The 24,759-nt window shown below is 67.1% G+C and carries 21 protein-coding genes; 9 read left to right on the plus strand and 12 right to left on the minus strand.

All coding sequences use genetic code 11. The features are described from left to right. Positions 1-128 precede the first annotated feature (128 nt). From pntB to J2X42_RS20455, 3 genes are all read right to left on the minus strand, one after another. Positions 129-1,604, minus strand: a complete 1,476-nt coding sequence (gene pntB / locus J2X42_RS20445; protein ID WP_396134122.1) for a Re/Si-specific NAD(P)(+) transhydrogenase subunit beta — start codon at positions 1,602-1,604, stop codon at positions 129-131. After that, on the minus strand, positions 1,601-3,154 hold the full coding sequence (locus J2X42_RS20450; protein ID WP_310167746.1) for a Re/Si-specific NAD(P)(+) transhydrogenase subunit alpha: 1,554 nt from the start codon (positions 3,152-3,154) through the stop codon (positions 1,601-1,603). Before J2X42_RS20450 ends, pntB begins: the two co-directional genes overlap by 4 nt. Before the next feature lie 289 nt (positions 3,155-3,443). Then, positions 3,444-3,830, minus strand: coding sequence for a hypothetical protein (locus tag J2X42_RS20455; RefSeq protein WP_310167747.1), 387 nt, complete (start codon positions 3,828-3,830; stop codon positions 3,444-3,446). 131 nt (positions 3,831-3,961) lie between these two features. Between J2X42_RS20455 and J2X42_RS20460 the strand changes: the two genes are divergently transcribed. Next, positions 3,962-5,641 (plus strand): response regulator transcription factor, encoded by a 1,680-nt coding sequence (locus tag J2X42_RS20460; protein ID WP_310167749.1) that lies wholly within the window; start codon positions 3,962-3,964, stop codon positions 5,639-5,641. A gap of 232 nt (positions 5,642-5,873) precedes the next feature. On the opposite strand, the gene J2X42_RS20465 is transcribed toward J2X42_RS20460, so the two are convergent. After that, a complete protein-coding gene (locus J2X42_RS20465) occupies positions 5,874-6,767 on the minus strand; it encodes an ion channel (RefSeq protein ID WP_310167750.1) in 894 nt (297 codons plus the stop codon). Between the two features lie 300 nt (positions 6,768-7,067). Continuing rightward, positions 7,068-7,937: a DUF1295 domain-containing protein gene (locus J2X42_RS20470; protein ID WP_310167752.1), complete on the minus strand. Its 870-nt coding sequence runs from the start codon at positions 7,935-7,937 to the stop codon at positions 7,068-7,070. Positions 7,938-8,176: 239 nt separating this feature from the next. Between J2X42_RS20470 and J2X42_RS20475 the strand changes: the two genes are divergently transcribed. Next, on the plus strand, positions 8,177-9,073 hold the full coding sequence (locus J2X42_RS20475) for a 2-dehydropantoate 2-reductase (RefSeq protein WP_310167753.1): 897 nt from the start codon (positions 8,177-8,179) through the stop codon (positions 9,071-9,073). A gap of 23 nt (positions 9,074-9,096) precedes the next feature. Here J2X42_RS20475 and J2X42_RS20480 read toward each other — a convergent pair whose 3' ends face one another. Both J2X42_RS20480 and J2X42_RS20485 read right to left on the minus strand, forming a co-directional pair. After that, positions 9,097-10,083 carry an ornithine cyclodeaminase family protein gene (locus tag J2X42_RS20480; protein ID WP_310167754.1) on the minus strand — a complete coding sequence of 329 codons (987 nt, stop codon included), beginning with the start codon at positions 10,081-10,083 and terminating at the stop codon, positions 9,097-9,099. Between the two features lie 48 nt (positions 10,084-10,131). Then, a complete protein-coding gene (locus tag J2X42_RS20485; protein WP_310167755.1) occupies positions 10,132-10,836 on the minus strand; it encodes a GntR family transcriptional regulator in 705 nt (234 codons plus the stop codon). A 229-nt stretch (positions 10,837-11,065) separates the two neighbouring features. Between J2X42_RS20485 and J2X42_RS20490 the strand changes: the two genes are divergently transcribed. The 7 genes from J2X42_RS20490 to J2X42_RS20520 all read left to right on the plus strand — a co-directional run bounded on the left by J2X42_RS20490 (position 11,066) and on the right by J2X42_RS20520 (position 18,913). Next, positions 11,066-11,983 (plus strand): ABC transporter permease, encoded by a 918-nt coding sequence (locus tag J2X42_RS20490; RefSeq protein ID WP_310167756.1) that lies wholly within the window; start codon positions 11,066-11,068, stop codon positions 11,981-11,983. After that, complete coding sequence (locus J2X42_RS20495) at positions 11,980-12,933, plus strand: ABC transporter permease (RefSeq protein WP_310167757.1); 954 nt, start codon at positions 11,980-11,982, stop codon at positions 12,931-12,933. Before J2X42_RS20490 ends, J2X42_RS20495 begins: the two co-directional genes overlap by 4 nt. Then, positions 12,930-13,985: an ABC transporter ATP-binding protein gene (locus tag J2X42_RS20500; protein WP_310167758.1), complete on the plus strand. Its 1,056-nt coding sequence runs from the start codon at positions 12,930-12,932 to the stop codon at positions 13,983-13,985. Before J2X42_RS20495 ends, J2X42_RS20500 begins: the two co-directional genes overlap by 4 nt. Then, the gene (locus J2X42_RS20505) at positions 13,982-14,992 is read left to right on the plus strand and encodes an oligopeptide/dipeptide ABC transporter ATP-binding protein (protein ID WP_310167759.1); all 1,011 of its coding nucleotides are present in this window, start codon (positions 13,982-13,984) and stop codon (positions 14,990-14,992) included. Before J2X42_RS20500 ends, J2X42_RS20505 begins: the two co-directional genes overlap by 4 nt. A gap of 64 nt (positions 14,993-15,056) precedes the next feature. Further along, on the plus strand, positions 15,057-16,616 hold the full coding sequence (locus J2X42_RS20510) for an ABC transporter substrate-binding protein (RefSeq protein ID WP_310167762.1): 1,560 nt from the start codon (positions 15,057-15,059) through the stop codon (positions 16,614-16,616). Beyond that, positions 16,613-17,863: an amidohydrolase family protein gene (locus J2X42_RS20515; protein ID WP_310167763.1), complete on the plus strand. Its 1,251-nt coding sequence runs from the start codon at positions 16,613-16,615 to the stop codon at positions 17,861-17,863. Before J2X42_RS20510 ends, J2X42_RS20515 begins: the two co-directional genes overlap by 4 nt. Positions 17,864-17,956: 93 nt before the next feature. Beyond that, a complete protein-coding gene (locus tag J2X42_RS20520; RefSeq protein WP_310167764.1) occupies positions 17,957-18,913 on the plus strand; it encodes a lipid kinase in 957 nt (318 codons plus the stop codon). Between the two features lie 69 nt (positions 18,914-18,982). Here J2X42_RS20520 and J2X42_RS20525 read toward each other — a convergent pair whose 3' ends face one another. The 5 genes from J2X42_RS20525 to istA all read right to left on the minus strand — a co-directional run bounded on the left by J2X42_RS20525 (position 18,983) and on the right by istA (position 24,306). Next, positions 18,983-19,303 carry a GYD domain-containing protein gene (locus J2X42_RS20525; protein ID WP_310167765.1) on the minus strand — a complete coding sequence of 107 codons (321 nt, stop codon included), beginning with the start codon at positions 19,301-19,303 and terminating at the stop codon, positions 18,983-18,985. A gap of 279 nt (positions 19,304-19,582) precedes the next feature. Continuing rightward, positions 19,583-20,725 carry a class I SAM-dependent methyltransferase gene (locus tag J2X42_RS20530; RefSeq protein ID WP_310167766.1) on the minus strand — a complete coding sequence of 381 codons (1,143 nt, stop codon included), beginning with the start codon at positions 20,723-20,725 and terminating at the stop codon, positions 19,583-19,585. A gap of 341 nt (positions 20,726-21,066) precedes the next feature. Next, positions 21,067-21,819, minus strand: a complete 753-nt coding sequence (locus J2X42_RS20535) for a DDE-type integrase/transposase/recombinase (RefSeq protein ID WP_310167767.1) — start codon at positions 21,817-21,819, stop codon at positions 21,067-21,069. Between the two features lie 151 nt (positions 21,820-21,970). Further along, a complete protein-coding gene (istB, locus tag J2X42_RS20540) occupies positions 21,971-22,762 on the minus strand; it encodes an IS21-like element helper ATPase IstB (RefSeq protein ID WP_310167768.1) in 792 nt (263 codons plus the stop codon). Beyond that, a complete protein-coding gene (istA, locus tag J2X42_RS20545; protein ID WP_310167769.1) occupies positions 22,759-24,306 on the minus strand; it encodes an IS21 family transposase in 1,548 nt (515 codons plus the stop codon). Before istA ends, istB begins: the two co-directional genes overlap by 4 nt. Positions 24,307-24,759: the final 453 nt, after the last annotated feature.

The following is a 24,759-nucleotide window of genomic DNA, read 5'->3' on the forward strand; positions in this document are numbered from 1 at the left end:
TCTCCTGGGCTTGGCGGCGGACAGTTTCAGGTGAAAGCCGCGAGAGGCCCGTTCAAGGCAGCGGGCGACGGCGGCTGGTTGCCGCCGTCGCCCGCTTCCCTCGCTTTGTCTATCAGAAGGCGTCTTACCTAGAACGCTTTAAGGATGTCTTCGACGCGTTGTTTGGCGTCGCCGAAGAGCATCTGGGAGTTGTCCCGGTAGAAGAGGGGGTTTTGGACGCCGGCGTAGCCTGCGGCCATGGAGCGTTTGAACACGATGACGTTCTCGGCTTCCCAAACCCGGAGGACGGGCATGCCGGCGATGGGGCTGCCCGGGTCTTCGGCCGCTGAGGGGTTGACGGTGTCGTTCGCGCCGATGACCAGGACCACGGAGGTGTCGCCGAGGTCGTCGTTGATTTCGTCCATTTCCAGGACGATGTCATACGGGACTTTGGCTTCGGCGAGGAGCACGTTCATGTGTCCGGGCAGGCGCCCGGCGACCGGGTGGATGCCGAACCTGACATTGACGCCCTTCTCGCGGAGCTGGTGTGCGAGTTCGGCCACGGGGTACTGGGCTTGGGCGACGGCCATGCCGTAGCCGGGGGTGATGACCACGGACGAGGCGTTGGCCAGCATTTCCGCGGTGGCTTCGGCCGTGATTTCGCGGTGTTCTCCCTGGTCCGCGTCTCCGCCGGTGGTCGGGGCGGCGATGCCGAAGCCGCCGGCGATCACGGAGATGAAGGACCGGTTCATGGCCTTGCACATGATGTAGGACAGGTACGCACCCGAGGAGCCGACCAGGGCGCCGGTGATGATGAGCAGGTCGTTGTTCAGCAGGAAACCTGCTGCGGCGGCGGCCCAGCCGGAGTAGCTGTTGAGCATGGAGACGACGACGGGCATGTCGCCGCCGCCGATCGAGGCCACCAGGTGCCAGCCCAGCCCGAGGGCAAGGAAGGTCACGACGATCAGGAGCCAGAGCTGGGAGTCGTTGACGTACCAGACGGTCAGGGCCACGAACACAACGAGGGCCCCGAGGTTGAGCGCGTTTTTGCCCGGCAGCATCAGCGGTGAGGACTTCATCCGGGCCGACAGTTTCAGGAACGCCACGATGGAGCCTGTGAAGGTCACCGCACCGATGAACACGCCGATGAACACCTCGGCATGGTGGACGTCGTTCAGGGCCCCGGTCAGGGCGGGGGCTTCGAGGTGGCCGTTCCAGCCGACCAGGACAGCGGCGAGGCCCACGAAGCTGTGCAGCAGCGCGATCAGCTCGGGCATCCCGGTCATTTCCACCACGCGGGCGCGCCAGAGCCCGATGGCCCCGCCAACCAGCACCGCGGCCAGCAGCAGCACCAAGCCGGTCAGGGCAGGGCCGGTGCCCCAGGCACCCTGCACTGTCAGCCAGACGGTCGCGGCCAGGGCGATGACCATGCCGGTGATGCCATAGACGACGCCGGCCCGGGCCTTCTCGTGCTTGCTCAGCCCGGCAAGGCTGAGAATGAACAGCAGGGCAGCGACGATGTAGGCAGCCCCCGCGATGGAGTCGGCGGTCAACGGACCGGAGACGGTGTCAGACACGGTAAGGCTCCTCAGATAAGTTCCAGTTGCTTCGGTGACGGCGCTCATTTACGGGCCCCGTCTCCACGGGAGAACATGGCAAGCATGCGCCGGGTCACGGCGAAGCCGCCGAAGATGTTAATGCTGGCCAGCAGCACCGCGACCGCGGCAAGAACCTGCATCACGATGTTCTCCGAGGTGACCTGCAGCAGCGCACCGACGACGATGATCCCGGAGATCGCGTTCGTGACGGACATCAGCGGGGTGTGCAGTGCGTGGTGGACCTTCCCGATCACATAGAACCCGACCACGATTGAGAGCATCAGCACCGTGAAGTGCTGCGGCAACGGCGCCGGGGCAACAGTGTTCACCAGGAACAGCGCGGCGATGCCGGCGGCAAACAAGCCTGCCTTACCGGCGGCACTGAGGCCCTGCTTCTTCTTCGGCGCAGTGCTCTCGGCCGGGACCTGAGTCTTGGCTGCGGGTGCGGCGGAGACCTGGACCGGGGGCGGCGGCCAGGTCTTCTCGCCCTCGCGCACCACCGTCACCGAGCGCTGCACGACGTCGTCGAAATCAATCTGCAGCTGGCCGTCCTTGCCAGGTGTCAGGAGCTTGAGCAGGTTCACCATGTTGGTCCCGTACAGCTGGGACGCCTGGGCCGGCAACCGGCCGGGGAGGTCGGTGTAGCCCAGGATGACAACGCCGTTGTCCGTGACCACGCGTTCCCCGGCGACCGAGCCCTCCACGTTCCCGCCCTGGCCCGCAGCCATATCAACGATCACACTGCCCGGCTTCATCGCCGCAACGTCCTCGGCCGTGAGCAACTTCGGAGCAGGCCGGCCCGGGATCAGCGCTGTGGTGATGATGATGTCCACATCCGCAGCCTGCTCCGAGTAAATCTGGGCCGCCCGGGCGTTGTACGCCTCGGACGTGGCCTTGGCGTACCCGTCGGAGGACTTCATCTCCTCCTCCACCTCGACCTTGAGGTAGGTCCCGCCGATCGACTTCACCTGATCAGCAACCTCAGGCCGCGGATCCGTCGCCCGCACGATCGCACCCAGGCTGGACGCGGCCCCAATAGCCGCGAGGCCGGCAACACCGGCCCCGGCCACCAGGACCTTCGCCGGCGGAACTTTGCCCGCAGCAGTCACCTGCCCGGTAAAGAACCACCCGAATTCGTGCGCCGCCTCGATCACGGCCCGGTAGCCGGCAATGTTCGCCATCGAACTGAGCACATCCATCGACTGCGCGCGCGAAATCCGCGGCACCGCATCCAAAGCCAACGCCGTAATCGGACGGGCAGCCAACGCATCCACAAGGTCCGGCCGCAAAGCCGGGCTGAGCGAACCGATCAGCGTCGCACCAGGAACCAACTGGCCGATTTCCTCCTCGGTGGGCGGATTAACCCGCAGCACCACCGCGGATCCCCACGCCTCATCAGCACCAACAATCAGCGCACCTGCCCCGGCATAGTCCTCATCACGGAAAGACGCGGACTCCCCCGCGCCCTTCTCGACCACAACCTCATAACCCAACCCCAACAATTGCTTCACCGTGGTGGGCGTCGCCGCCACCCGGCTCTCGCGACTTAACTCGGCCACAATGCCAATACGTGTCACGTTCGCTCCTCTTCCACACAAAAATCCCGGCACGCGATACCGCGGCCGGGGGAACCCACGTTGGTTCATTTCCGTCAGAAAGGACCCGTCAGCCAAGAAGCTGGCGGATCCCAAAACTCCTGTTCAGTATGCCTTAGTGCCGGTGATAAACGTTTTCCATTACGGACGGCGACGCCGAGCGGACGCCGATACAGATCGCGGCCACGCGCAGGCGACTTCTGAAAGTGACGGGCGGCAACCTTCAAGACCTACCCAGCCCGCCGCCGTCGTAAGCTCCCGCTGGACCCGCTCACCCAACAGGCGACCCGACCCGGATGACCCCCGCAATGTGCCGCGGGAACTCTGTCAGGTCTTCGCCTGCCTCCTGATACCACTGCGAGAGGACCGCCGGAGGCTGGCCCAGGACCGTCGTGTTGCTGAACGATTCGATCCACGATCCGGACCGTGCCAGGTGTTCGCTGACCACACCCATGTGGTTGGCCATGGATTCGGCGTCGGCGTGGACCTGAAGGACGGTGATCTGCCGGCCCTGTTCATCAGCGAAGAACTGGAACACGAGCATCTTCGGCTCACGGCTCTCCACAAGGCTGGCCACCTCGCGGCAGGACGCGAGTGCTTCATCGAGATGCCCCGCGCGCACGGTGTAGGTGCCCAAATAGACAAACGGCTCGTACATGATGGCCTCCTGAACCAGGTAATCCGCACCCTGCGGATCACTCTCAGGATCCCGCCCGCGGCGCCAGGCAGGCATCGGCAAACCGCGCCAGCGTTGACATCCGGCATTGGGTAGTTATGCCCAGTCCAACGATGCATAGTAGTGATCAGGAGGTTGAAGTGGCCGACGACGACTACCATCTCGCGCGCGCCCGGGCCTACCACGCGTCCTATGCGTGGCGGCAGGCCTGCGACGAGTTCCGCGCCGCCGGCGGTCCCGCTGGCCTCGGGGTGGAGGATGTCGAGTGCTTCGCCGAGTGCGCACAAATCGTGGGGTTCCGCGACGACGCGATTGCCGCGCTGGTGCGTGCCTACGAGGAGCGGGCCGCGAACGGCCAGGTGCGTCCCGCCGTCGCCTCCGCTTTCTGGCTGTGGCAGGCTTACCGCCTCAACGGCGAGGACGCGCAGGCCAACGGCTGGCTGGCACGGGCCCGGGAACTCGGCCCGGACGACGCCGGCGAAGAGCCCGGCTGGCTGCTCATCACCACGGCTTACTACCGGATGGGCGCCGGCGCCTATGACGACGCCGTCACGCTCCTCGCCCGCGCCCGTGACGGGGCCGCAAGGACGCACGACGACGATCAGCTCGCCTTCTCGACGCTCCTCACCGGCCGCGCCCTCGTCCTGTCCGGCCGCCTCGCGGACGGGCTGGACTGGCTCGACAATTCGATGCTCCGCGTAGTGGCGGGCCAGACAACGCCACGGACCACAAGCCTGCTCTACTGCGCGGCGATCGGCACCTGCGAAATGGAGGTGCACGACGTCGCGCGGATCCGGGAATGGAGCGCCGCCCTCGGATCGTGGCTCAAGAAAGTACCTCCGTTCGGTGGGCCCTTCTACGGCCACTGCCTGACTTACCACGCGGTCCACCTCCGGCTCGCAGGCGAATGGGCGGCTGCCCTTGCCCAACTGGAAGAGGCATGCCGTAGCCTGGCCGAGGGCTCAGGAACCCGCTTCATAGGGCATGCGCGCTACGAGCTCGGTGAATCGCATCGCCTATTGGGCGACTTCGCCGAGGCCGTGGCAGCCTACCGGACGGCAGCGTTCACCGGAGGCCCCACGCAGCCAGGGCTCGCCCTGCTCAGGCTCGCCCTGAGAGACGTGCCAGCGGCGGCAGCGGGGATCCGGCGTGCGCTCGGCGAGTCCGTGGGGCCGGCTGCCCGCGTGGAACTGCTGCCTGCGGCAGTGACCGTGCTGTTGGCGGCACAGGCTGCAGGTGAAGCCGAGGCCGCTGCAGCCGAGTTGGGCAGCCTCGCCGAGCATTTCGCGTCCGACAGCGTGCGCGCCACGCACGCACGGGCACTTGGCGAACTGGCTCTTGCCAGTAACGAGTGGCCGACGGCGCTTCCCGAGCTCCGGCGGGCCGCCGGACTGTGGCGGGACCTTGACGTCCCCTACGAGACGGCGAAATGCTCCGTGCTCCTGGCCACCGCGTACCGGGGTGTGGGGGACGACGAGGCGGCGGACCTTGAGCTCGAATCGGCGCGCGCGGTATTCACGCGCCTCGGCGCCCGTCCCGACCGGCAGGTAGTCGACGGCATCCTCCTGCGCCCCGGCATTCCATCACCGCACGGACTCTCACCCCGCGAGGTGGAAGTGCTCCGGCTGATCGTGCAGGGCCTGACCAACCGGGCAATCGGGGCGGAGTTGTTCCTCAGCGAGCGGACCGTCCAGCGCCACGTGAGCAACATCTTCGACAAGCTCGGCGTGAACTCCCGCACGCAGGCGGCTACGCATGCCATCGACCGCGGGATCGTCAGCATCACCCCATGACCGGAAAGCCAGCAGGAGATACTGGCGGACAGGCTGAACCACCCCGTCCCACTGCTGGTGGCCACGATCCCGCTCGGTGTCTACGCGTTCCTTGCCCAGAAATACCGGTGGTTTTTTGGGGCAGGCAAATCGCCTCCGACAACGACGGCGTACCCGATGTCTACCGCCAGGACCACAGGCCTTGACTCGGGGGCAAGCGAACCGATCCAGCCCCCGAAGAACGGTCCGGGGGCTACTTCGTGTCCGGTTCGCCCGGCTGACGGTGTCTATGGTGCAGCGCGTAGCTGTCGAACACCGCGGACGACGTTGATCCTGAATGGCCGAATTTACCGCGAAGGACCTCCGCGAGGTCGTCCAGCGCTGCGTGCAGCATCCGTCCGGCGAACTGCAGTTCAGGGCTCTTGCTGCCCTGGGCCTCCGACGCCAGGTGGTGGGCGTAGGCAACCGTGGCCGGTAGGGAACCCCGCTTCTCCACCTCGTGGAAGTAATAGGTCTCGTGGAAGGACAGCAGGTCAATGCTCACGGAAGCCACAGCTCTGGCAATTGATTCCAGGAGCCCGGCCGCGTGCCTCGGATCCAGCGACGCCACGCCCGCTGGACCTGCAGCCTCCCTGAACAAGTTCAGCTGGTGGGCCACGGCCCGGCGACGGCTGAGGGCCGGGTAAGTCTGCAAGATCCAGGAGACCGTTGCGGTCAGCAAACCGAAACCGGTCACGGCCTGGGAGGCGGCAACCAGCCGCAGCAGCGGATGCGCTGCCACGATTTCACCGAAACCCACGGTGGAAAGGGTCACCAGGGATATATAGAGCGCTTCGGCAAAGTCAGCCCGCTGCGGAATGCCGACTCCATACACAAAACCCTCCGGAAGGTGGGGCAAGTACAGCAGGGCCCAGCCGATGGCTGCCAAGCCTGCCCAAGCACCGATGACAGCAGCCATCGCCAAGGGTGCGGCGATGGTGGAAGCCCGGCCGCGCAGTCTTTTCGACAGCAGCCAGAAGCCGCGCATGATCGTACGGCCTACAGGACCGGAACCGTGCGGATAAAGGAGCGTGTGAAAGACGTCGGCCAGCATCAGCAGAATCAGCCCGGCCCCCACTACTGTCCAGAGCACGTCTTCCAAGTTCATGCCTCATCTTAGAGGCGTCACCGTCACGCTCATGCTCAGACCCAGTAGCGGCCTACCATGTCCCCATGAAGACTGCCCGGGACGCCCACTCTGCCGGCTGCGGCATCACGTCCAGCGTCCGGGCCTGTGGCTGGGCGCGGCCGCGGAGGCTGCGGTGGCGGGATAGCTAACCTTGGCGGCGACGCCGCCTCGGACCAGACTTCATCGAGAAGCGGGGGCGGCGGATGGCCGGGTGGCTTAGGGAGCAGTACCCCGACATTGATCGTAGCGAATAGCACCTTAACGCTTCCGCCCAGGCGGCTACCGAAGCGTCGGCACCAGCACCGGAGTGTTCGCCTTGTACGCCTCGTAGTCCGCCTGGCCGCCCCACGTCTGGTCGGCCTTTTTCTCCAGCGGCGGGACACCGCTGCCCTTGACGAGCAACAGCGCCACGAACACCGGCGACAGCAGGGCCACCCACTGCCATCCCTCCAGCACCGGCACGGCGACCAGAAGGACGCCGATCCACAGCACGATCTCACCGAAGTAGTTGGGGTGGCGGGACTTCGCCCACAGGCCGGTGGAGATGAACCTGCCCTTGTTGGCAGGGTCTGCCTTGAAGCGGCGTTTCTGGCTGTCCGCCACCATCTCGATGCCGAATCCGGCAGCCCACACCACAAAGCCGATCAGCGCCCACCAGTCCAGCGCCACGCGGGTGGCTGAGGTAATCGCAACCCAGGCGGCGGTCGCGGTAAGGACTACCCAGAGACCCTGCAGCGTCCACGTGTTCAGGAAGCGGAAGAACGAGGGCTTGAGCTCGTCGAACCTGTCGTCCTTGCCGTGCTTGCTGACGCGGCGGAACAGGAAGCTCCCCAGCCTCCCGGCCCACACCACCACCATGGCCGCCAGCAGCAGCCCCCGGGCATCGACGCCCGGGATGAGCAGCACGAGGAAGACTGTGATGGAAATGTAGGTCAGGGCCCCGGTGAGGTCGTAGTACTTCTCCGTCTGCGCACTGAATGCGGGGACGAACGCCAGCCACTGGATGAGGAACGCGGCCGCCACCCCCAGGGCGAACAAGGGAAAGCCGCCCAAGGTAGCCCCGCCCTGGCTCCCCGCGACAGCGACGAGCACCCCCACCGCCGCCGCTATCAGCAAGATCATGAGCGCCTTACGGTCTGCATCCTTCATCAGGACATTTCCTTTCCATCCAAAAACCAGCGGCACAGTCCCTGCCCTATCCAGTCTTCGTAGCGGGGACCGCTGTGTATTGCCGCCGCCAGCGTTTGGTCAATGCTGAGCTCCCACTTACCTTCGAGCGGGGCCGCACCTGCGGTGGGAATAGGATCATGGGATGCGCCGCGCGGCAGCTGTCACCCGCCCCGGAGCCAGATCAATCCCCGATCACCACCCCCGGAAAGGAATGGACCATGCGGATACTCGTCGTCGGAGCCGGAGCCACAGGCGGGGCGTTCGGTACGCTCCTGCAGGAAGCGGGACGGGACGTCACCTATCTGGTGCGCCCGCGCAAGCAGGAGGCCCTCCGCCGGGACGGGTTACGCTTCGTCTCCTCCACCGCTGACCGGACTCTCCCGGTGAAGGCCATCACAGCCGCTGAAGACAATAACACGTTCGATCTGATCCTCGTCACGGTCAAAGCCACCGCGTTCGAAGGCGTACTCGGTGAGATCGGCGCCTTCGTGGGGCCCGGAACCAGCATCATCCCCATCCTCAACGGCATGGCCCATGTGGACAGGCTCGAGGAGCTGTACCCGGGGCGGGTGCTCGGCGGCCTGGCCCGGATCGTTGCCACCCTCGACGGCGATGTGGTCCGCCAGCAGATGCCCCTCACGTCCCTCACGGTGGGCGGGCTGAACGGAAACCCTGTCCCCACGGAAGTTTCCACGGCGCTGAACGTGCCCGGCGTCGATTTCTCGGTGGTCGACGACATAGTGGGCGCACTATGGGATAAATGGGCATTCATCGCTGCCGCGGGGATCGTCAATTGCCTGTTCCAGGCGCCGGTGGGACGGATCATCGACGCCGGCGGCGAGTCCAGGATCCTCGAGGCCATCGGCGAAACCGAAGCGGTGGCCGCCGCGGCAGGGCATCCCGTTTCCGACGCCGGACATGCACAAGCGGTCGGAATACTCACCGACCCGGGATCGGCCTTCACGTCCTCCCTGTACCGGGACCTGAGCGCCGGTCTGCCCTCGGAGGCCGAGCACATCCTTGGCGACCTCGCCCGCCGGGCCCGGGAGTTGAACGTTCCGACGCCGTTGCTGGACCTCACCCTCATCCAGATCAGGGCCGGCCTCCCGGCCTGAACCAGTCCACCAGCGCGGCCCGTTCACCCCGCCATATCCACCCGCACCCCAACCCCGCGCTCAACGGCGGCGTCGTACAGCAGCCGCCCGATCGCCACATCCTGCATCCCGATGCCGACGGAGTTGAACAGGGTGATGTCCGTTTCGTCCCTGCGGCCGGGGACCTGGCCTGCCACCACCTGCCCCAGCTCGCCGCGGATGTCGCCCACGGAAACTGCCCCTTCGGAGACGGCCATCAGCAGGTCGCCGGATTTCTCGGTCACGGTCGCGATGCTGTCCACGAACAGGCCGGACCGGGCCATGCCCTCGGAGTCGATCTCCCGGTGCGTGGGCCGCGGCCGGGCGCCCACAGCGTTCACGTGCAGGCCGGGCAGGAACCACTCGCCCCGCACCACCGGCTCCACTGACGGCGTCAGCGTACACAGCACATCGGCTGCCTCCACCACGCCCCGGACATCACCGGCGGCCACCACCTTCACCGGCAGGTGGCTGATCTTCGCCCGGAAGGCCTCCACTGTGTTGGCGCTGCGGGACCAGACCACCACCGTGTCGATGGGCAGCACCGCCAGCATGGCTTCCACATGCGCCACCGCGAGCGCGCCGGCGCCGATCAGCCCCAGGGTGGAGCTGTTCGGCCGGGCAAGGTGCCTGCTGGCCACCGCACTGGCGGCGGCGGTGCGCACCCGGGTGGGCACGCGCCCGTCCAGCAGGGCCAGGCATTCCCCCGTCTGCTGGTCCGACAGCACGATGCTGGACCGCTGGGTGGGCAGCCCGGCGTCGCGGTTTCCCGGAATGTCGGCCAGCAGCTTCACCCCGGCCAGCCCCTGCGCATCGCCCAGGCCGGACATCAGGATGAAGCGCCCGTCCGAGGAGGGCAGGTGCAGGGACGTGGGCGCAGGCTGGCAGGCCGCGCCCGTGGCAATCGCGGCAAAGGCTTGCTCGACGGCGGCAATCGTGGCCGGCATGTCGGCCAGGGTTTCAAGAACGGAAGCAGTAAGCACAAATGTCATCAGTACCTCGGGTCGGGTCGTGGGAAGAAGTGGACCGAAAAGAAGCAGCTAGGCCGGGCTGCGGGTTTTGCGCCCACGCCGGGGCACGGGCACGCTCGGCAGGCGCTCGCTCAGGTGCGGCAGGGAGGCGTGGCGCCCCCGCTCAACATGTGCACCGGCCAGGGCCTCGGCCAGCGCGGGCCGGCCCTCCGCGATGGCGTGCACCAGCTCGGCGTGCTCCTCCCACATCCCGGGCGTGTCCCGTTCCGGTGTCAAGCGGAACAGCCAGCGGACCCGGCCGTTGAGCAGGCTGGAGAGCCGGCGCAGCAGGTCGTGGTCCGCCAGGAGGACAATCTCCTCGTGCAGGTCCGAGTTGCGGCCGGACGCCTGCTCCCCCGGCACACCGGTCCGGGCATATTCCAAAGACGCCAGCAGGTCCTCCGGGCTGGCTCCCCCGGCCACGCGAAGCGCCGCGCACCGCGCCGCAAACGGCTCCAGCCGCAGGCGAAGGTCAAAAACCTCCACCGCATCCCGCAGCGTGAAGGTATGCACAACGCTGCCCCTCCGCGCTTCCGAGTGGATGAACCCCTCAGCCTCCAGCAGCGGCAGGGCCTCCCTGAGGGGAATCCGGGAAACCTGCAGCTCCGCCGACAGCTCCCGCTCGTTGAGCTTGCTGCCTGCGGGAAGGCTCCCGGAAATAATGCGTTCCCGCAGCGCCTCGGCCACCTGCTCCGACAGGCCGGCTCCGGCGTCTGAAGGCTCTGGGTTTGCCATGGCTACTCCTCATCAATTAGGGGTCGAAAATGCCAGTTGGTATTCCAAGCATGCACTTTAGAGTCTTCCAGCACCAATATTGCGCTATTTGGTATTCAAAAGTTTCCGGCATGTTTAACCTCGATGACGTTCCGGTCAACTCGGCCGAAAGCCCAAAAACCGCCCTTACGCTGTCATCGGAACCCCTGCTTGAGGGGCAAGCAACAACAACTTCCTGAGAGGGGGCACAGTGCCCCAGTACCTGATCAAACGCACAGGCCAAGCGGTCTTCACCCTCTTCTGCGTGCTGACCTTCGCCTTCATCCTGGGCCGGGCCACGGGCAAACCGGCCGGCCTGCTCCTGCCGGACAACGCCACAGCCGCGGAGGTGGACGCCCTCAACGGCGCCCTCGGCTTCAACGAACCCCTGCACGTGCAGTACCTGACCTTCCTGGGCAACGTGCTCCGCGGCGACTTTGGCATCTCCTACCGCCAGCGCGAATCCGCGCTGGCACTGATCGCCGAACGGCTCCCCGCCACGTTCGAGCTCGCCTTCTGGTCCTTCCTGCTCGGCCTCCTGCTGGCCGTGCTGGCCGCCACCGCCATCCAGCTGACCGGCAGCCGGACCCTCCGCTCCCTCTTCATCTGGGGCGGCTCGCTCCGCCACTCGGTCCCGGACTTCTTCTTCGCCCTGCTGGCCGTGCTCCTCTTCTCCGTGGCGCTGGGCATGCTGCCCTCCCTCGGCCGGACCAGCCCGGCAAGCCTGGTGCTGCCCGTCCTGACCATCGCCACCGGCCAGTTTGTCCTGTACGTCCGGCTCATCGACGCCGCCCTCAGCGACCAGGCCGGGCAGGACTACGTCCGCACCGCTTTCTCCAAAGGCCAAAGCCGGGCACGGGTCCTGTTCTCCCACATGCTCCCCAACTCCGTGCTGCCGGTGCTCACCATGGCGGGCCTGAACCTGGGCTCCCTCCTCGGCGGGACCGTCGTCGTCGAGGCCGTCTTCGCCTGGCCCGGACTGGGCCAGGTGCTGACTGAAGCCGTCAGCCAGCGCGACTTCCCCATCGTCCAGGCCGGACTGCTGGTGGTGGCCCTGATCTTCGTCACCGTCAACCTGGCCGTGGACCTGCTCGCCGCCAGGATCGATCCGAGAGTGAGCCTCGCATGACCCAGCAACTGCTCCCCACCGACCCCGCAGCGCCCGCGGCCGGCGAAATCAACACTCCCCAAGCGGACCAGCAGGGGAAAGCACGACGGCGGCCTGCCACCGGCCGCGGCAAGCGCGGCGCCGCGTCCCCCGCCTTCGTGGCCGGCTGCCTGATGCTGGGCCTGGTGCTCCTGCTCGCCATCGGCGGCGCCGTGCTCCCGGGGTACGACCCCTTCGGCCAGGACCTCTCCGCCGCCATGCGCAAGCCCTTCACCGATCCGGACCACCTGCTGGGGACCGATTCCCTGGGCCGGGACATGCTCAGCCGCCTCTCCCTGGCCAGCTTTGTCACGCTGGGCATAGCCCTCGCCGTCGTCATCCTGAATGCGGTGATCGGCACCGGGCTGGGCATGGCGGCCGGCTACTTCGGCGGCCGGCTCGATTCCGCCATCACCACCCTGGCCGACGTGAACCTGGCCATGCCCGTGGTGCTGCTGCTGATCGCCGTCGCCGCCGTCACCGGCCCCAGCGCCACGGTCACCATCGCCACCCTGGGCCTGACCTACTGGGTGGGCTACGCCAGGGTCAGCCGGAACCTGGCCCGGTCGCTGCGGACCCGCGACTTCGTCCTGGCACCGCTCACCCAGGGCGGCGGGCACGGCTGGGTGATCCGCAAGCACATCCTGCCCAACGTCTTCTCCCAGACCCTGATCATCGCCGCCACGGACATCGCCACCATCATCCTCATCGAATCCTCGCTCGAATACCTGGGCCTGGGCGTCCAGCCGCCCGTTCCCAGCTGGGGATCCATGATCTTCGAAGGCCAGAAGTACCTGGGCACCAACCCCTGGCTGGCCGTCCTGCCGGGCATCGTGATGTTCCTGACCGTGGCCGGCGCCCAGTTCACCAGCCAGCGCTTCACCGCCGAAGGCACCAGCGGCGCACTCCTCCGGAAAGGACGCACAGCATGAGCACCACCGGCACCTACTCCGGCCCGCTGCTGTCAGTGCAGGACCTCAGCATCGAAGTAATGTCCGACGGCGGCCCTGTCACCCTGGTGGACGGCGTCACCTTCGAGGTGCACCAGGACGAGGTGTTTGCCCTGGTGGGCGAGTCCGGGTCCGGCAAAAGCCTGACAGTCCTGGCCATCATGGACCTGCTGGCGCCCGGCGTGCGGATCGCCTCCGGGCGGATCCTGTTCCGCGGCCGGGACCTCGCCCAATTGCCCGAGGCCGAGATGCGCCGCCTCCGCGGCAAGGACCTGGCCATGGTGTTCCAGGACCCCATGTCCGCACTGAATCCGCTGCAGCGCGTGGGACGCCAGCTGGCCGAAGCCGTCAAGCTGCACGCCTCCGGACTGAACCGCAAGCAGACCGCGGACAAGGTGCACAGCCTGCTGGCCGCCGTCGGCGTTCCCGACCCCCGGGGACGCGCCGCCGCCTACCCGCACCAGTGGTCCGGCGGGATGCGGCAGCGGGCCATGATCGCCATGGCCATGGCGCACGATCCGTCCCTGCTGATCGCCGACGAACCCACCACTGCACTGGACGTCACGGTCCAGGCCCAGGTGATGGACGTCCTGGCGGAAGCCCGGGGCCGGGCGGGCTCGGCGATGATCCTGATTACGCACGACCTTGGGCTGGTGGCCGAAGCCGCGGACCGGGTGGCTGTGATGTACAGCGGCCGCGTGGTGGAAACCGCTGACGTGCACCGGCTGTTCGCCTCCCCCGCCCACCCGTACACCGCCGGGCTCCTGGCCAGCATCCTGGGCGAAGGCACCGCCGGCGGACGCGCCTTCGCGATTCCGGGGTCACCCCCGGCCGCCGCCGAGCGGCCCGCCGGCTGCGCGTTCCAGCCGCGCTGCCACCTCGGCAGCGGCCGGGACGAATGCACCACAGCCCGGCCGGTGCTCACGCTTCTGCCCACTCCCAATTCCGGCGCCGAAGGCCCGGCACACCCCGCCGCCGCCTGCCATTTTGCCGGCGAAAGCACCCTGCACCTGCTGAAAGGACAACCGGCATGAGAACCGACACCCCGGCCCCGCCCTTCCTGGACGTCCTGACCGTCCAGGACCTGATGGTCGAATTCCCGGCCCGCGGCCCGCTGTTCAGCCGCCGCACCCTCAAGGCGGTCAACGGCGTCTCCCTGCACGTGGCGCCCGGCGAAACCCTGGGCCTGGTGGGTGAATCCGGCTGCGGCAAATCCACCCTGGTCCGCACCATCCTGGGCATCAACAAACCCACCGCCGGCACCGTGGCGGTGGGCGGCCGGAACCTCGCCGGGCTGCTGAACGGCCGCCGCCGGCAGGAACGTGCCCGGATGCAGATGGTGTTCCAGGACCCCTACTCCTCCCTGGACCCGCGGATGACCGTGCACGACATCATCGCCGAGCCGCTGCGGATCAACGGCCAGTACACCGCCGCCGCGGTGAACGCGCTGCTCGAACAGGTGGGGCTCACCGAAACGATGGGCGGCCGCCGGCCCTCCGAGTTCTCCGGCGGCCAGCGCCAGCGGGTGGGCATCGCCCGGGCCCTGGCGCTGAAGCCCGAACTGCTCATCCTGGACGAACCGGTGTCCGCCCTGGACGTCTCCGTGCAGGCCCAGGTGATCAACCTGCTCCAGGACCTGCAGGCCGGACTGGGCCTGTCCTACCTGTTCATCGCCCACGACCTCTCCGTGGTGCGGCAGATCAGCCACCGCGTGGCCGTGATGTACATGGGCAGGATCGTGGAAACCGGGCCTGTGGCCGACGTCTTCACCAACCCGAAGCACCCCTACACCCAGGCGCTGCTGTCCGCCGCACCCGTGGCAGACCCGGCCGCCGCCGCAACCCGGCAGCGGATCGTGCTCCGCGGCGACCTGCCGGACGCCGCCAACCTGCCGTCCGGCTGCTCCTTCCGCACCCGCTGCCCGATCGCCACGGACGCCTGCGCCGCCGTCGTACCCCAGCTCCTTCCCCCGGTGCCCGTCCAGGCGGACTTCCCCGTCCGCCCGGCGCACCAGTCCGCCTGCCTGCTGGTCCACTCCTAGTCACCCGCAGCCCCACCCACCCCTCCCCCGGCCACACCGGCCAACCACACCCTCAGGAGAACCCATGCCGATGTCCCCTGCCCGCTCCCCGTTCCGCCGCGCCCTGCCGGCCCTCTCGGTGGGCCTCGCCTCCGCGCTGATGCTCACCGGCTGCGCCGGCGGCTTCGAATCCAGCTCGAACTCCTCCGGCGAGGCCGGCACCGGGGGCAGGATCGTGGCTGCCCTGCCCACGGACCCCACTTCCATGGACCCGGTCAAAACCGGCAGCCTGGTGGTCCTCTCCGTCTTCTTCAACACCTTCGACCAGCTCACCAAGATCACCGCGGACGGCTCGCTGGAACCCAAGCTGGCCACCAAATGGACGCCCAACGCGGACCTGACTACCTGGGACTTCACGCTCCGCCAAGGCGTCACCTTCACCAACGCCGAACCGCTCACCGCCGATGACGTGGTGTTCTCCTTCACCCGCATCCTCCAGGACCCCACCTCGGAGAACTTCGGCTACCTCAGCTCCCTGGCCTCGGTGGAAAAGGTGGACGAACTCACCGTCCGCTTCACCATGAAGGCCCCGTTCTCCGCTTTCCCCCGCAACACGTCACTGATTTCGATCGTCCCGGACCGGGCCTACGCCGCGATGGGCCCGGAGGCCTTCGCGGCTGCGCCAGTGGGGTCCGGCCCGTTCAAGTTCGAGAAGATCCAGCGCGGTGTGGCCTACGACCTGGTCCGCAACGAGTCCTACTGGGGCGAACCCGCCAAGCTGGACGCGGTCAGCCTGGTGCCGGTCGCCTCGGACGAGTCCCGGGTCAACGGCGTCCTCTCCGGTTCGCTGGACGTGGCCCAGATCAGCCCTGCCCAGGTGGGACCGGTGAAGGGCTCCGGCGCGGCGACCGTCCAGTCCGAGCTGTCCAACGGCGTGGTGTTCCTCGGCGTCAACTCCACGGCCGGCGTCCTGGCCGACCCGAAAATCCGCCAGGCCATTGGCATGGCCATCGACAAGAAGGCCATCGTGGACACCGTGCTCTCAGGACTCGGCGAACCGGCGACCCAGATGCTCGCCCCGGCTGTTGAGGGCTTCGTCAGCGGCCTGTCCGACGCCGGCTACAACCCGGACGAGGCCAAGAAGCTGCTGGCGGAGGCGGGGTACAACGGCGAAAGCGTCGACTTTGAGTACGCCCTGGACGGTCGGATCCCGCTCAGCGGCGAGGTGGCCCAGGCCATCCAGGGCTACCTCACCACCGCCGGGATCAAGGTGAACCTGGTGGGCGCGGACCAGGCCAGCCATACACTGAAAGTCCGCAACCGGCAGATGAAAGGCATCTACTTGAACACCTGGGCACCGTCCACCGTGGACGGCGATCTGCCGCTGACCGACTTCTACGAGAAGGCCGGGAATAACAACTACGCCCAGGATCCGCGCACCGCCGAGCTTGCCGTCAAGCAGCGCGGCGTTGAGGGCCAGGACCGACTGTCCGTGTTTGAGGAGCTGCTGGGCCTCAGCAACGACCAGGGCTACTACATCCCGCTATACGTGCCTGCCAACAACTTCGCCGTGGACACGAAACTGGACTGGACACAGCGCGCCGACGGCCTCTACGACTTCTCCACGACAGGACTGAAGAAATGACCCTGGTACTCCGCAACGTCCGTCCCTGGGGCGGGGACGCCGCTGACGTAACGCTCGACGGCGGGGTGATCGCCGCCGTCGGGCCCGTCACCGCGGCGGGGGCTGCTCCGGCAGGCGCTGCTGCCGGCCCTGCTTCCGGCCCTGCTGCCGGCGCCGAGGTGGTGGAGGGGCGCGGACGCATCCTGCTGCCGTCCTTCTCCGACGTCCACGTCCACCTCGACTCCACCCTGCTGGGGCTGCCGTTCCGCCCGCACACCGGCGCGCCGGGCGTGTGGAACATGATGCTCAACGACCGGCAGAACTGGCGCGGCGCAGAAGCCAGTGTGGCCGAGCGGGCCACCCTCACGCTGGGCGCCATGATCGAGCGCGGCACCACCCGGGTGCGCAGTTACGCGCAGGTGGATGTCGACGCCGGGCTGGAGCGTTTCGAGGGCGTCCTTGCGGCCCGCGAGGCGCACAGTGACCGGGCGGACGTCGCGGTCATCGCGTTTCCGCAGGCCGGGCTGCTGCGGGAGGCGGGCAGCGTCGACGTGCTGGAGGAAGCCCTCAAACTGGGGGCCGACGTGGTGGGCGGAATCGACCCGTGTGCCCTGGACCGCGACCCCGTCCGGCACCTGGACATCGTGTTTGGCCTCGCCGAAAAGTACACCCTCCCGGTGGACATCCACCTGCACGAACCGGGCCAGCTGGGGCTGTTCAGCGCCCAGCTCATCCTGGAACGCACCAAGGCCCTGGGCATGCAGGGCCTGGTGACCATCTCGCACGGCTATGGGCTGGCTGACCTGCCCGCGGGGCAGCTGCAGGAGCTGATCGATCAGATGGCGGCGCTGGATGTGTCCATGGCAACCATCGCACCGGCCGGCGCCCCGCTCCCCCTGCAGCAGCTGGCCGCAGCCGGTGTCCGGGTGGGACTGGGCCAGGACGGCCAGCGCGACTACTGGTCCCCGTACGGGAACGCGGACATGCTGGACCGGACCTGGCAGCTGGCGTTCACCAGCAAGTTCCGGGCCGACGAGCTCATTGAACACTGCGTGGCCGTGGCCACCATCGGCGGGTCCAGCGTCATCGATCCGCAGGCCCGGCGCCTGGCTTCGGTGGCGGACCGCCCGGGCACGTCGGTGGGCGACCCCGCCGAGCTGGTGCTGGTGGAGGGTGACACCGTGACGGCGGCCGTGATGGACAGGCTTCCCGGCCGCACCGTGATCCACCGTGGCCGGGTGGTGGCGGACGGGCTTCAGCTGGTCTGAGCTCGGAGACGGGCGCAACCCTGCCCGAACGGGCTGCCGGCTGCGGTGCCGGCGCCAGAGGAATTCACAGGTCCACGGCCTAACATGGCCCACATGAAGGCTGCCCGGGACGCCCGCTCTGCCGCCGTCGTGATCAACGCCGGTTCGCGCCGAGGGGCCGCGCACGAACTTGCCGTGGACGCGATGCGAAAAGCAGGCGTGCCCATCTCCGCCGTGCACCCTGTGCACTCTGGGGCGGACCTGGCCGGGACGCTTGACCGGGTGCTGGCGGACGGGCACGACCTGGTGGTTGTCGGCGGCGGCGACGGGACGGTGTCCTACGCCGCCGGCCGGGTTGCCGGCACCAACGTGGTGCTCGGCGTTCTTCCCCTGGGCACCGCCAACGACTTCGCCCGCACGCTGGAGATCCCGAGCAATCTCGCCGAGGCGTGTGCCGCCGTCGCCGACGGGAAGGTGGTGGACATCGACCTTGGCCGGGCCAACGGTGAGCCCTTCCTCAATGTCGCGTCCGTGGGCCTGTCCGTGGCGGTCACCGAAGCCCTCAGCCCCCGCCTGAAGCGGTACATCGGGCCGCTGGCGTACAGCATCGCCACGCTCACGGCTTATGCCCGGCACAAGCCGTTCCGGGCCCGCCTCGAGTTCCCCGACGGGGACCACGAGCCGATGGAGCTCGAGGACCTGCTTCAGGTGGCCGTCGGCAACGGCCGGCACTACGGCGGCGGCAACACGGTCTCCCCCACGGCAGGGATCGACGACCACACCCTGGATATCTACGCCATCCTGGCGGGGCCGCTCCGGGAACACGTGAGCATTGCGCGGCTACTCAAGGACGGAAGCTTCATCAAACACGACCGGGTGTACCACCTGACCACCCGGCGCGTCCGGCTGGTCACAGACCAGCCGCTGCCGGTGAACCTCGACGGCGAGATCGCCACCACCACGCCGGCCGACTTCACCGTCCAGCGCAACGCCGTCCATGTGGTGGTGCCGCAGAGCAGCACCAGCGCGCTGTTCGACGGGCCGGGCGCCGCGGGCTGGCCGCCCAGGTGAGTGCCGCCGTCGTAATTCACGACGGCGGCACTCCGGCAGGGTGCCGAACTCCCCTTGTGTCCCGGGCGCCTATTGTCCCGGGGCGCGGTAGGACGGCGTCTTCTTGGCTGCTTCGTCGATGTCCTCCACCGTCAGGAGCGGCTTCAGGCGGACGTTGACGTTCCCCGACGAATTGATCAGCAGCGACAGTGCTGCGGCGCTGGCGTCGTCCGGCGCCTCAAAGACGCCGAGGACGTCGTAGTAGCCAAAGGCGTAGTAGAAGCTTTCCAGCGTTCCGCCTACGGAGCCGAGCGCCTCCGTCAGAGCATCGCGCCGCCTGGTGCCGCCTTCCTTCATGAGCCCCTTGATTCCCTGGCCCACGTAGGTCGCTTCAAACAGATACTTCGGCATTGTCTTTCCTTCCCTGGATCCCTGTCACGGTGTTCCGCGGCCATCCGGAAGGCATCCGCGGAACCCGGGTAGGTTTGATGCAGGGTGACGTCCACACTGAATCCTCCTCACCTGGCTCCATGGCCGTGCAGGAGCGGCCCAGATCCGGCCCCTTATCCCGTGGAAACGGGGTGAATGACCCCGCTACCGCCGACGCTATTCCTCGGGCTCCGGGCCGTCAATACACCGGGATAACTCTCCGGGCCGGGCGCCGGCCGGGCGCTGCGGGGAGGCCTGCGGTTATCGGCTGACGAGCCGCCACAGGGACGTGACCTCGGCCGCGCGCGCCTCGAACAAAGGATCGTCGCGGTCCGATGCCTTCGGATGCGTTGGCTTGGTGTCCAGCCGTTCCACCACCGTCAGCCCTGCTGCCGTGATGACGGCCAGCAGATCGTCACGGGTCCGCAGGCCAAGGTGCTCGGCCAGGTCGGAGAGGACAAGCCAGCCCTCACCGCCGGGCTCCAGATGGTCCGGGAGCTCGTTCAGGAAGCGGAACAGCATCCTGCTGCCGGGGTCATAGACGGCGCTGTCCAGGCTGGAGTGCGGCGTGGCCGGAATCCAGGGCGGATTGCACACGATGAGCGGTGCCCGCCCGGGCGGGAACATGTCGGTCAGGACGGCCTCGGCGCGGTCCTCGACGCCGAGGTTCCGGAAATTCTCCCCGGCGCAGGCGATGGCACGCGGTTCATTGTCCGTGGCCACCACGCGGCGGACGCCGCGGCGGGCGAGGACGGCTGCGAGCACCCCGGTGCCGGTTCCGACGTCGAACGCCAGCGTGTCAGAGGGCAGCGGCGCGGCGGCCACCAGATCCACGTACTCACTCCGGGTGGGGAAGAACGTGCCGTAGTGCGGGTGGATGCGGTCCTGCAGGGCATCAACGTAGACGCCGTTCCTCCGCCACTCGTGGGCGCCAATGGCCCCCACCAGCTCATGCAGGGACACAACGGACGATTCGCCGATGTCACCGTACGCTTCAGCGGCGGCCTGCCGGATATCCGGTGCGCGGCGCAGCGGCACCACCGGTCCCGGATCCAGGGGAATCAGCAGCAGGCCCAGAATGCGTGCACGGTGCGAGGCTGACTGGCGGTGCCGGTAGAACTTATCGGCCGGAGTTGCTGCAGCCTCTTTCTTTCCGGCTCCTATCCGCCGGTCCAGGGCGTTGAGGATCTGCCGGGCGTTGTGGAAGTCGCCGTGCCAGAGCATCGCGATCCCCTGTGACGCCATCCGGTTCGCCTCATCGGCCGTGAGGGAGTCCGTGACCACTTCGACGCGTGCCGGAGCCGGTCTGCCGTTCGCCGACCGCCATCGCGCTGTCCTGCTGACGCCGGCCTCGATCCACGTCACGACGGCGGGAGCATCCACCGCAGCTGCGCTCGAGGGCATGAGAGCCGGCGTCGGGATTTCCACGGGGGCTGGTGTGCCAGTGCTGATAAGAGGTCCGATCCAAGCGTCAGAGGAGCCGATCGGCGACTGACGATTGCGGCGGTGATTCCACGACGTCCAAGGCCACGGCCCAAGATTCCGGGCCGTCATCCGGCCACGAACTGAGCTTGGTCGACTGCCGCTGGGGCCGTTCAACCTACATTGTCAGGATACAGGGCCCACCCTCTCGCAGTTCCTGCGGGTTTTTCATCGACGCTCTCGCAGTTGTTGCGGGTTTTTCGCGGACGCTCTCGCGGTTGCTGCGGGTTCGCAGATTGTCAAGCTGTGTGGAGTCACTGGGTTTACTGTTGGGCTGTTTTTGATGCTGGGAGGTTGATTCCTGCATGGCCGGCGGGGGCTGGCGTGGTGGGGCGCTGGTGGAAGCGTGCGGGGTTCTTTTCGTAGTAGCGCTGGAGTGCGTGGTTCCGTGTTTTCCAGATCTCTTTCCATGAGCCGTCGTGGACTTCAGCAGGTGAGAAGAGCGCGATGCCTGAGTGTTTGTGTTGGGTGTTGTACCAGGGCACGTAGTCGGCAAGGTAGGCCCGGGCGGCTTCGACTTCTGTGAACACCCGCGGGTAGCCGGGCCGGTATTTCATGGTCCGGAACCCGGACTCGGAGAAGGGGTTGTCGTTCGAGACGTAGGGCCGGTTGTGGGAGAGTTCGACGCCGTGGCTGGTGAGGGTGTCGCGGAGCAGGTTCGAGCGCATCGCCGGTCCCGAGTCAGCGTGAACGATACGCGGGGCGCCGTGCCGGGCGATAGCGGTCTCGAACATCTCCACGGCCAGGTGATCGGATTCCCGTTCCTCGACCCGCCAGGCAACCATGTGGCGGGAGTAGATATCAAGGACTGAGTAGGCTTTGAATGCTTTTCCCCGCCATGGTGAATACAGATCGGTGATGTCCCAGGACCAGACCTGTCCCGGGCCGGTGGCTATCACGACGGGTTTCTCCCGTGGGGCCCGGTTGTTCCCTTTCCGGGTCGGGATGGCGGGGCGGAGCATCTGGTCCTCGATCTGGGCCGCGACCCGCCACCAGGTACGGCGGGAAGCGAGCATCACTGTCAACGGCAACTTAGAAATGACCGCTGGCGGCATCTTGGTTTGCCCGTTGGCGGCAGGTGAGTGACCGGTCGCGGCAAGTATTTTTGGACAGGGTCAGGCGCCCCGGGCGTGCCGGGTTTCGGGGCGCCCGTCCGGGGGTTTCGGTTTAGCTCATGGGGCGGGTTCCTTTCCCGTTTTGGGCTTGCATGAGGCGGACGGACTCGCCGCTGGTTTGGCAGAGGTGGGCGTGGTGGAGGAGCCGGTCCACTGTTGCGGTGGCGATGGTTTTGGGCATGAGCTCATCGAACCCTGAGGGGTGGATGTTCGAGCTGATCGCCAGGGACCGTTTCTCGTAGGAGGCTTCCACGACCCGGTAGAAGCCCTCGGCCGCGTCGGCGGAGACCGGCAAGAGGCCTATATCGTCAATACAAATTAGATCCACGTTGGTGGCGCGGGTGATGGCTTTGTTGACGCTGTCATCGATGCGGTGCCGTCGCACGAGCGCACCGAGGTCTTCCATGCTCAGCCAGGACACGGACATGCCCTGATCGATGGCTTGTTGGCCGAGTGCTTCCAGGAGCAGGGTTTTGCCGGTGCCGGAGGGCCCGCAGGCGATCAGGTTCTCCCGCCGCCGCACCCATTCCAGGGTCCGCAGGAAGGATGTTGTTGCCGCGGGAAGGGTGGACAGGGCTTCGTCCCAGACGTCGAAGGTTTTACCGGTGGGGAATCCGGCGCGTTTGCGCCGGGTGGCGAGCATCGAGGCGTTCCGGCCGGTGGCTTCGGCTTCGAGCAGGACGCGGATGACTTCGGTGGGGTCCCAGCGTTGGGCTTTCGCGGTCGCCAGGACGTCGGCGACGACGGCGCGGGCGTGTGGCATCCGGGTCGTGCGCATCAGTGCGATCACGTTCTCCACCGCCGGGTCCGATAGCGTGCTGGGGGCAAGGGCTGTCGCGCTCATTCGGTGGCTCCTTCAAAGTCCTCATCACTGGTGGTGGCCGCCTGGGTGATGCCAAAGTTGGCCCAGCCGCTGGTGCCTTGGCTCAGCCATTGGCCCTGGTTGGTGACGGTGTGGGTGGTGCTGGTTGTGTGGCCTGTTCCGCTGGCGGTGTTGACGATGGAGAGCAGGTCTTCGTGGGTGAAGCGATGATGCACCGCGGCGGAGCCAAGGCCCTTGTCGACCTCGTCGGCGCCGAGGACCTTGGCGAGGGTGACGGCTCGTTCCATTTTGTGCCGGATCTTTCCGGTGCCGGCGGCGGCGGCTTCCTTGAGCCAGAGCGCGGCGCCGGCGCCGAGGGCCAGGAACTCTTCCTCGGCCTTGTTGGTCGGGCGGATCACCCGGTCCAGGGCCCCGGCAGGGGCTGGGGGGAAGTGGGCGTCCATGATCGCGGGGGTGCCGGGGCGGGTGAGCTGGTGCCGGGCGACCTCGACCGGGCCTGCGTCCCCGACGTGGACGATGATCACTTCGGTTTCGGTCCCGCGCACCCAGACCATCTGACCCATCAGGGTGTGCGGGACGGAGTACCGGGACTGCTGGAACGTGATCATAGGCATGTTCGGAGGGACCTGGCGGGTGTGGCCGAAACTCGACGTCACCGGTGTCGCCGGGACCGGATGCAACCTGGGCCCTTCGAGAACCCGGAGCATGTCCTTCGGGATTTCCAGCGTGGCCCGATGCACCCGCGAGTTCACCTCCTCCATGAATTCCTCGCACGCCGCCTCCAATTCGCCGAAAGACCGGTACTCGGGCAGCAGGTTGGTCTCTTTGGGGACGAGGTCGGCTTTGGCGATCTTCACCGCGTTCTCAACCCCGCCCTTCGAGGCCGGGTCTGCCGGCAGGCAGGTCTGCAGCGAGGTTGAGTAGTGTTTGGTGAACGCCACGATCTGGTGATTGCGGACCGGGATCCCGGCGACGTGCTCGACCGTGACGGTCTTCTCGTTATCGGTCAATATGTAGGTCGGGACCCCGCCGATCAGCCTGAATGCCCGGTCAAGGGCGGCGAACACGCTCGGCATGGTCTTATCCCGCAAGGCGATCACGATCCGGAACCGGGAGAAGGCCAGCCAGGCCACGAACAGCACCGTCTTCACCCCGTCCACGACGGGCCCGTCTCCGTAGTCATACTGCAGCCAGAGACCTGGCTCAGGAGTCCAGGGCCGGTGCACGCGCACGTTCCGGGCCCGGTATTTCGCCTTCACTTCAGCCAGCGTGGTCCTGGTCGTCCGCTCACACCCGGTGAACCCCAAAGCTACAAGTTTTTCATGCACCACGTCGCCGCGGATCTTCCCGCGGGACTGCTCGACCCAGGAAATCATCTGGGGCAGGAACGGGTCGGTCATCCGGCCGCGTTGCCGGGCCACCGGCGCCTGCGCACCGTCCTGGCGGGCCTTCACATACGAACGCACCGTGTTGTGTGAGACGCCGCAGATCTTCGCGGCATCCCGATATGACCGGGTCAAATCGTAAGCAGCTAAAATTTCCATGAACTCTCCTGGAGACTTCACAACGAGCCCCTTCCTTCCCGCAACAGGTGAAATACAGACGATTGGCATCGCCATTTCACCGCGGAACGAAGGGGCTCTCCCCGTAACGACACGAGGGATGAACAAAGGGGAATCCCAGCACGCCAAGCCACACACCGTGGCCTGCTGCCGTCCAAAAATGCTTGCCGCCGCTGGTCAAAACCACTGCCGCGAACGGTCAATCAGTTTTGCCGTCTCCGGTCAGTTTAAAGTTGCCGCTTACACATCACTCCCGCATCCCACGCAGCCGCGTAGGAATGGTCAACGGAAACCTGATCAGTCCAGCCCTCCAGAATGTATTCGCAAATCCGGTCGCGATCATTGGTGCTGATCCGTGACTGGTAAGCGCGCTCAGACTGTCCGAGGGGGTCCTGGACCCGTGCGCGGGGACTCTGCCGGTAGTGCCAGGTCGAGCGTGATACGCCGGCGAACGCG

Origin of the sequence: Arthrobacter sp. BE255, from assembly GCF_031457335.1 — a bacterium.
Classification (GTDB): domain Bacteria; phylum Actinomycetota; class Actinomycetes; order Actinomycetales; family Micrococcaceae; genus Arthrobacter.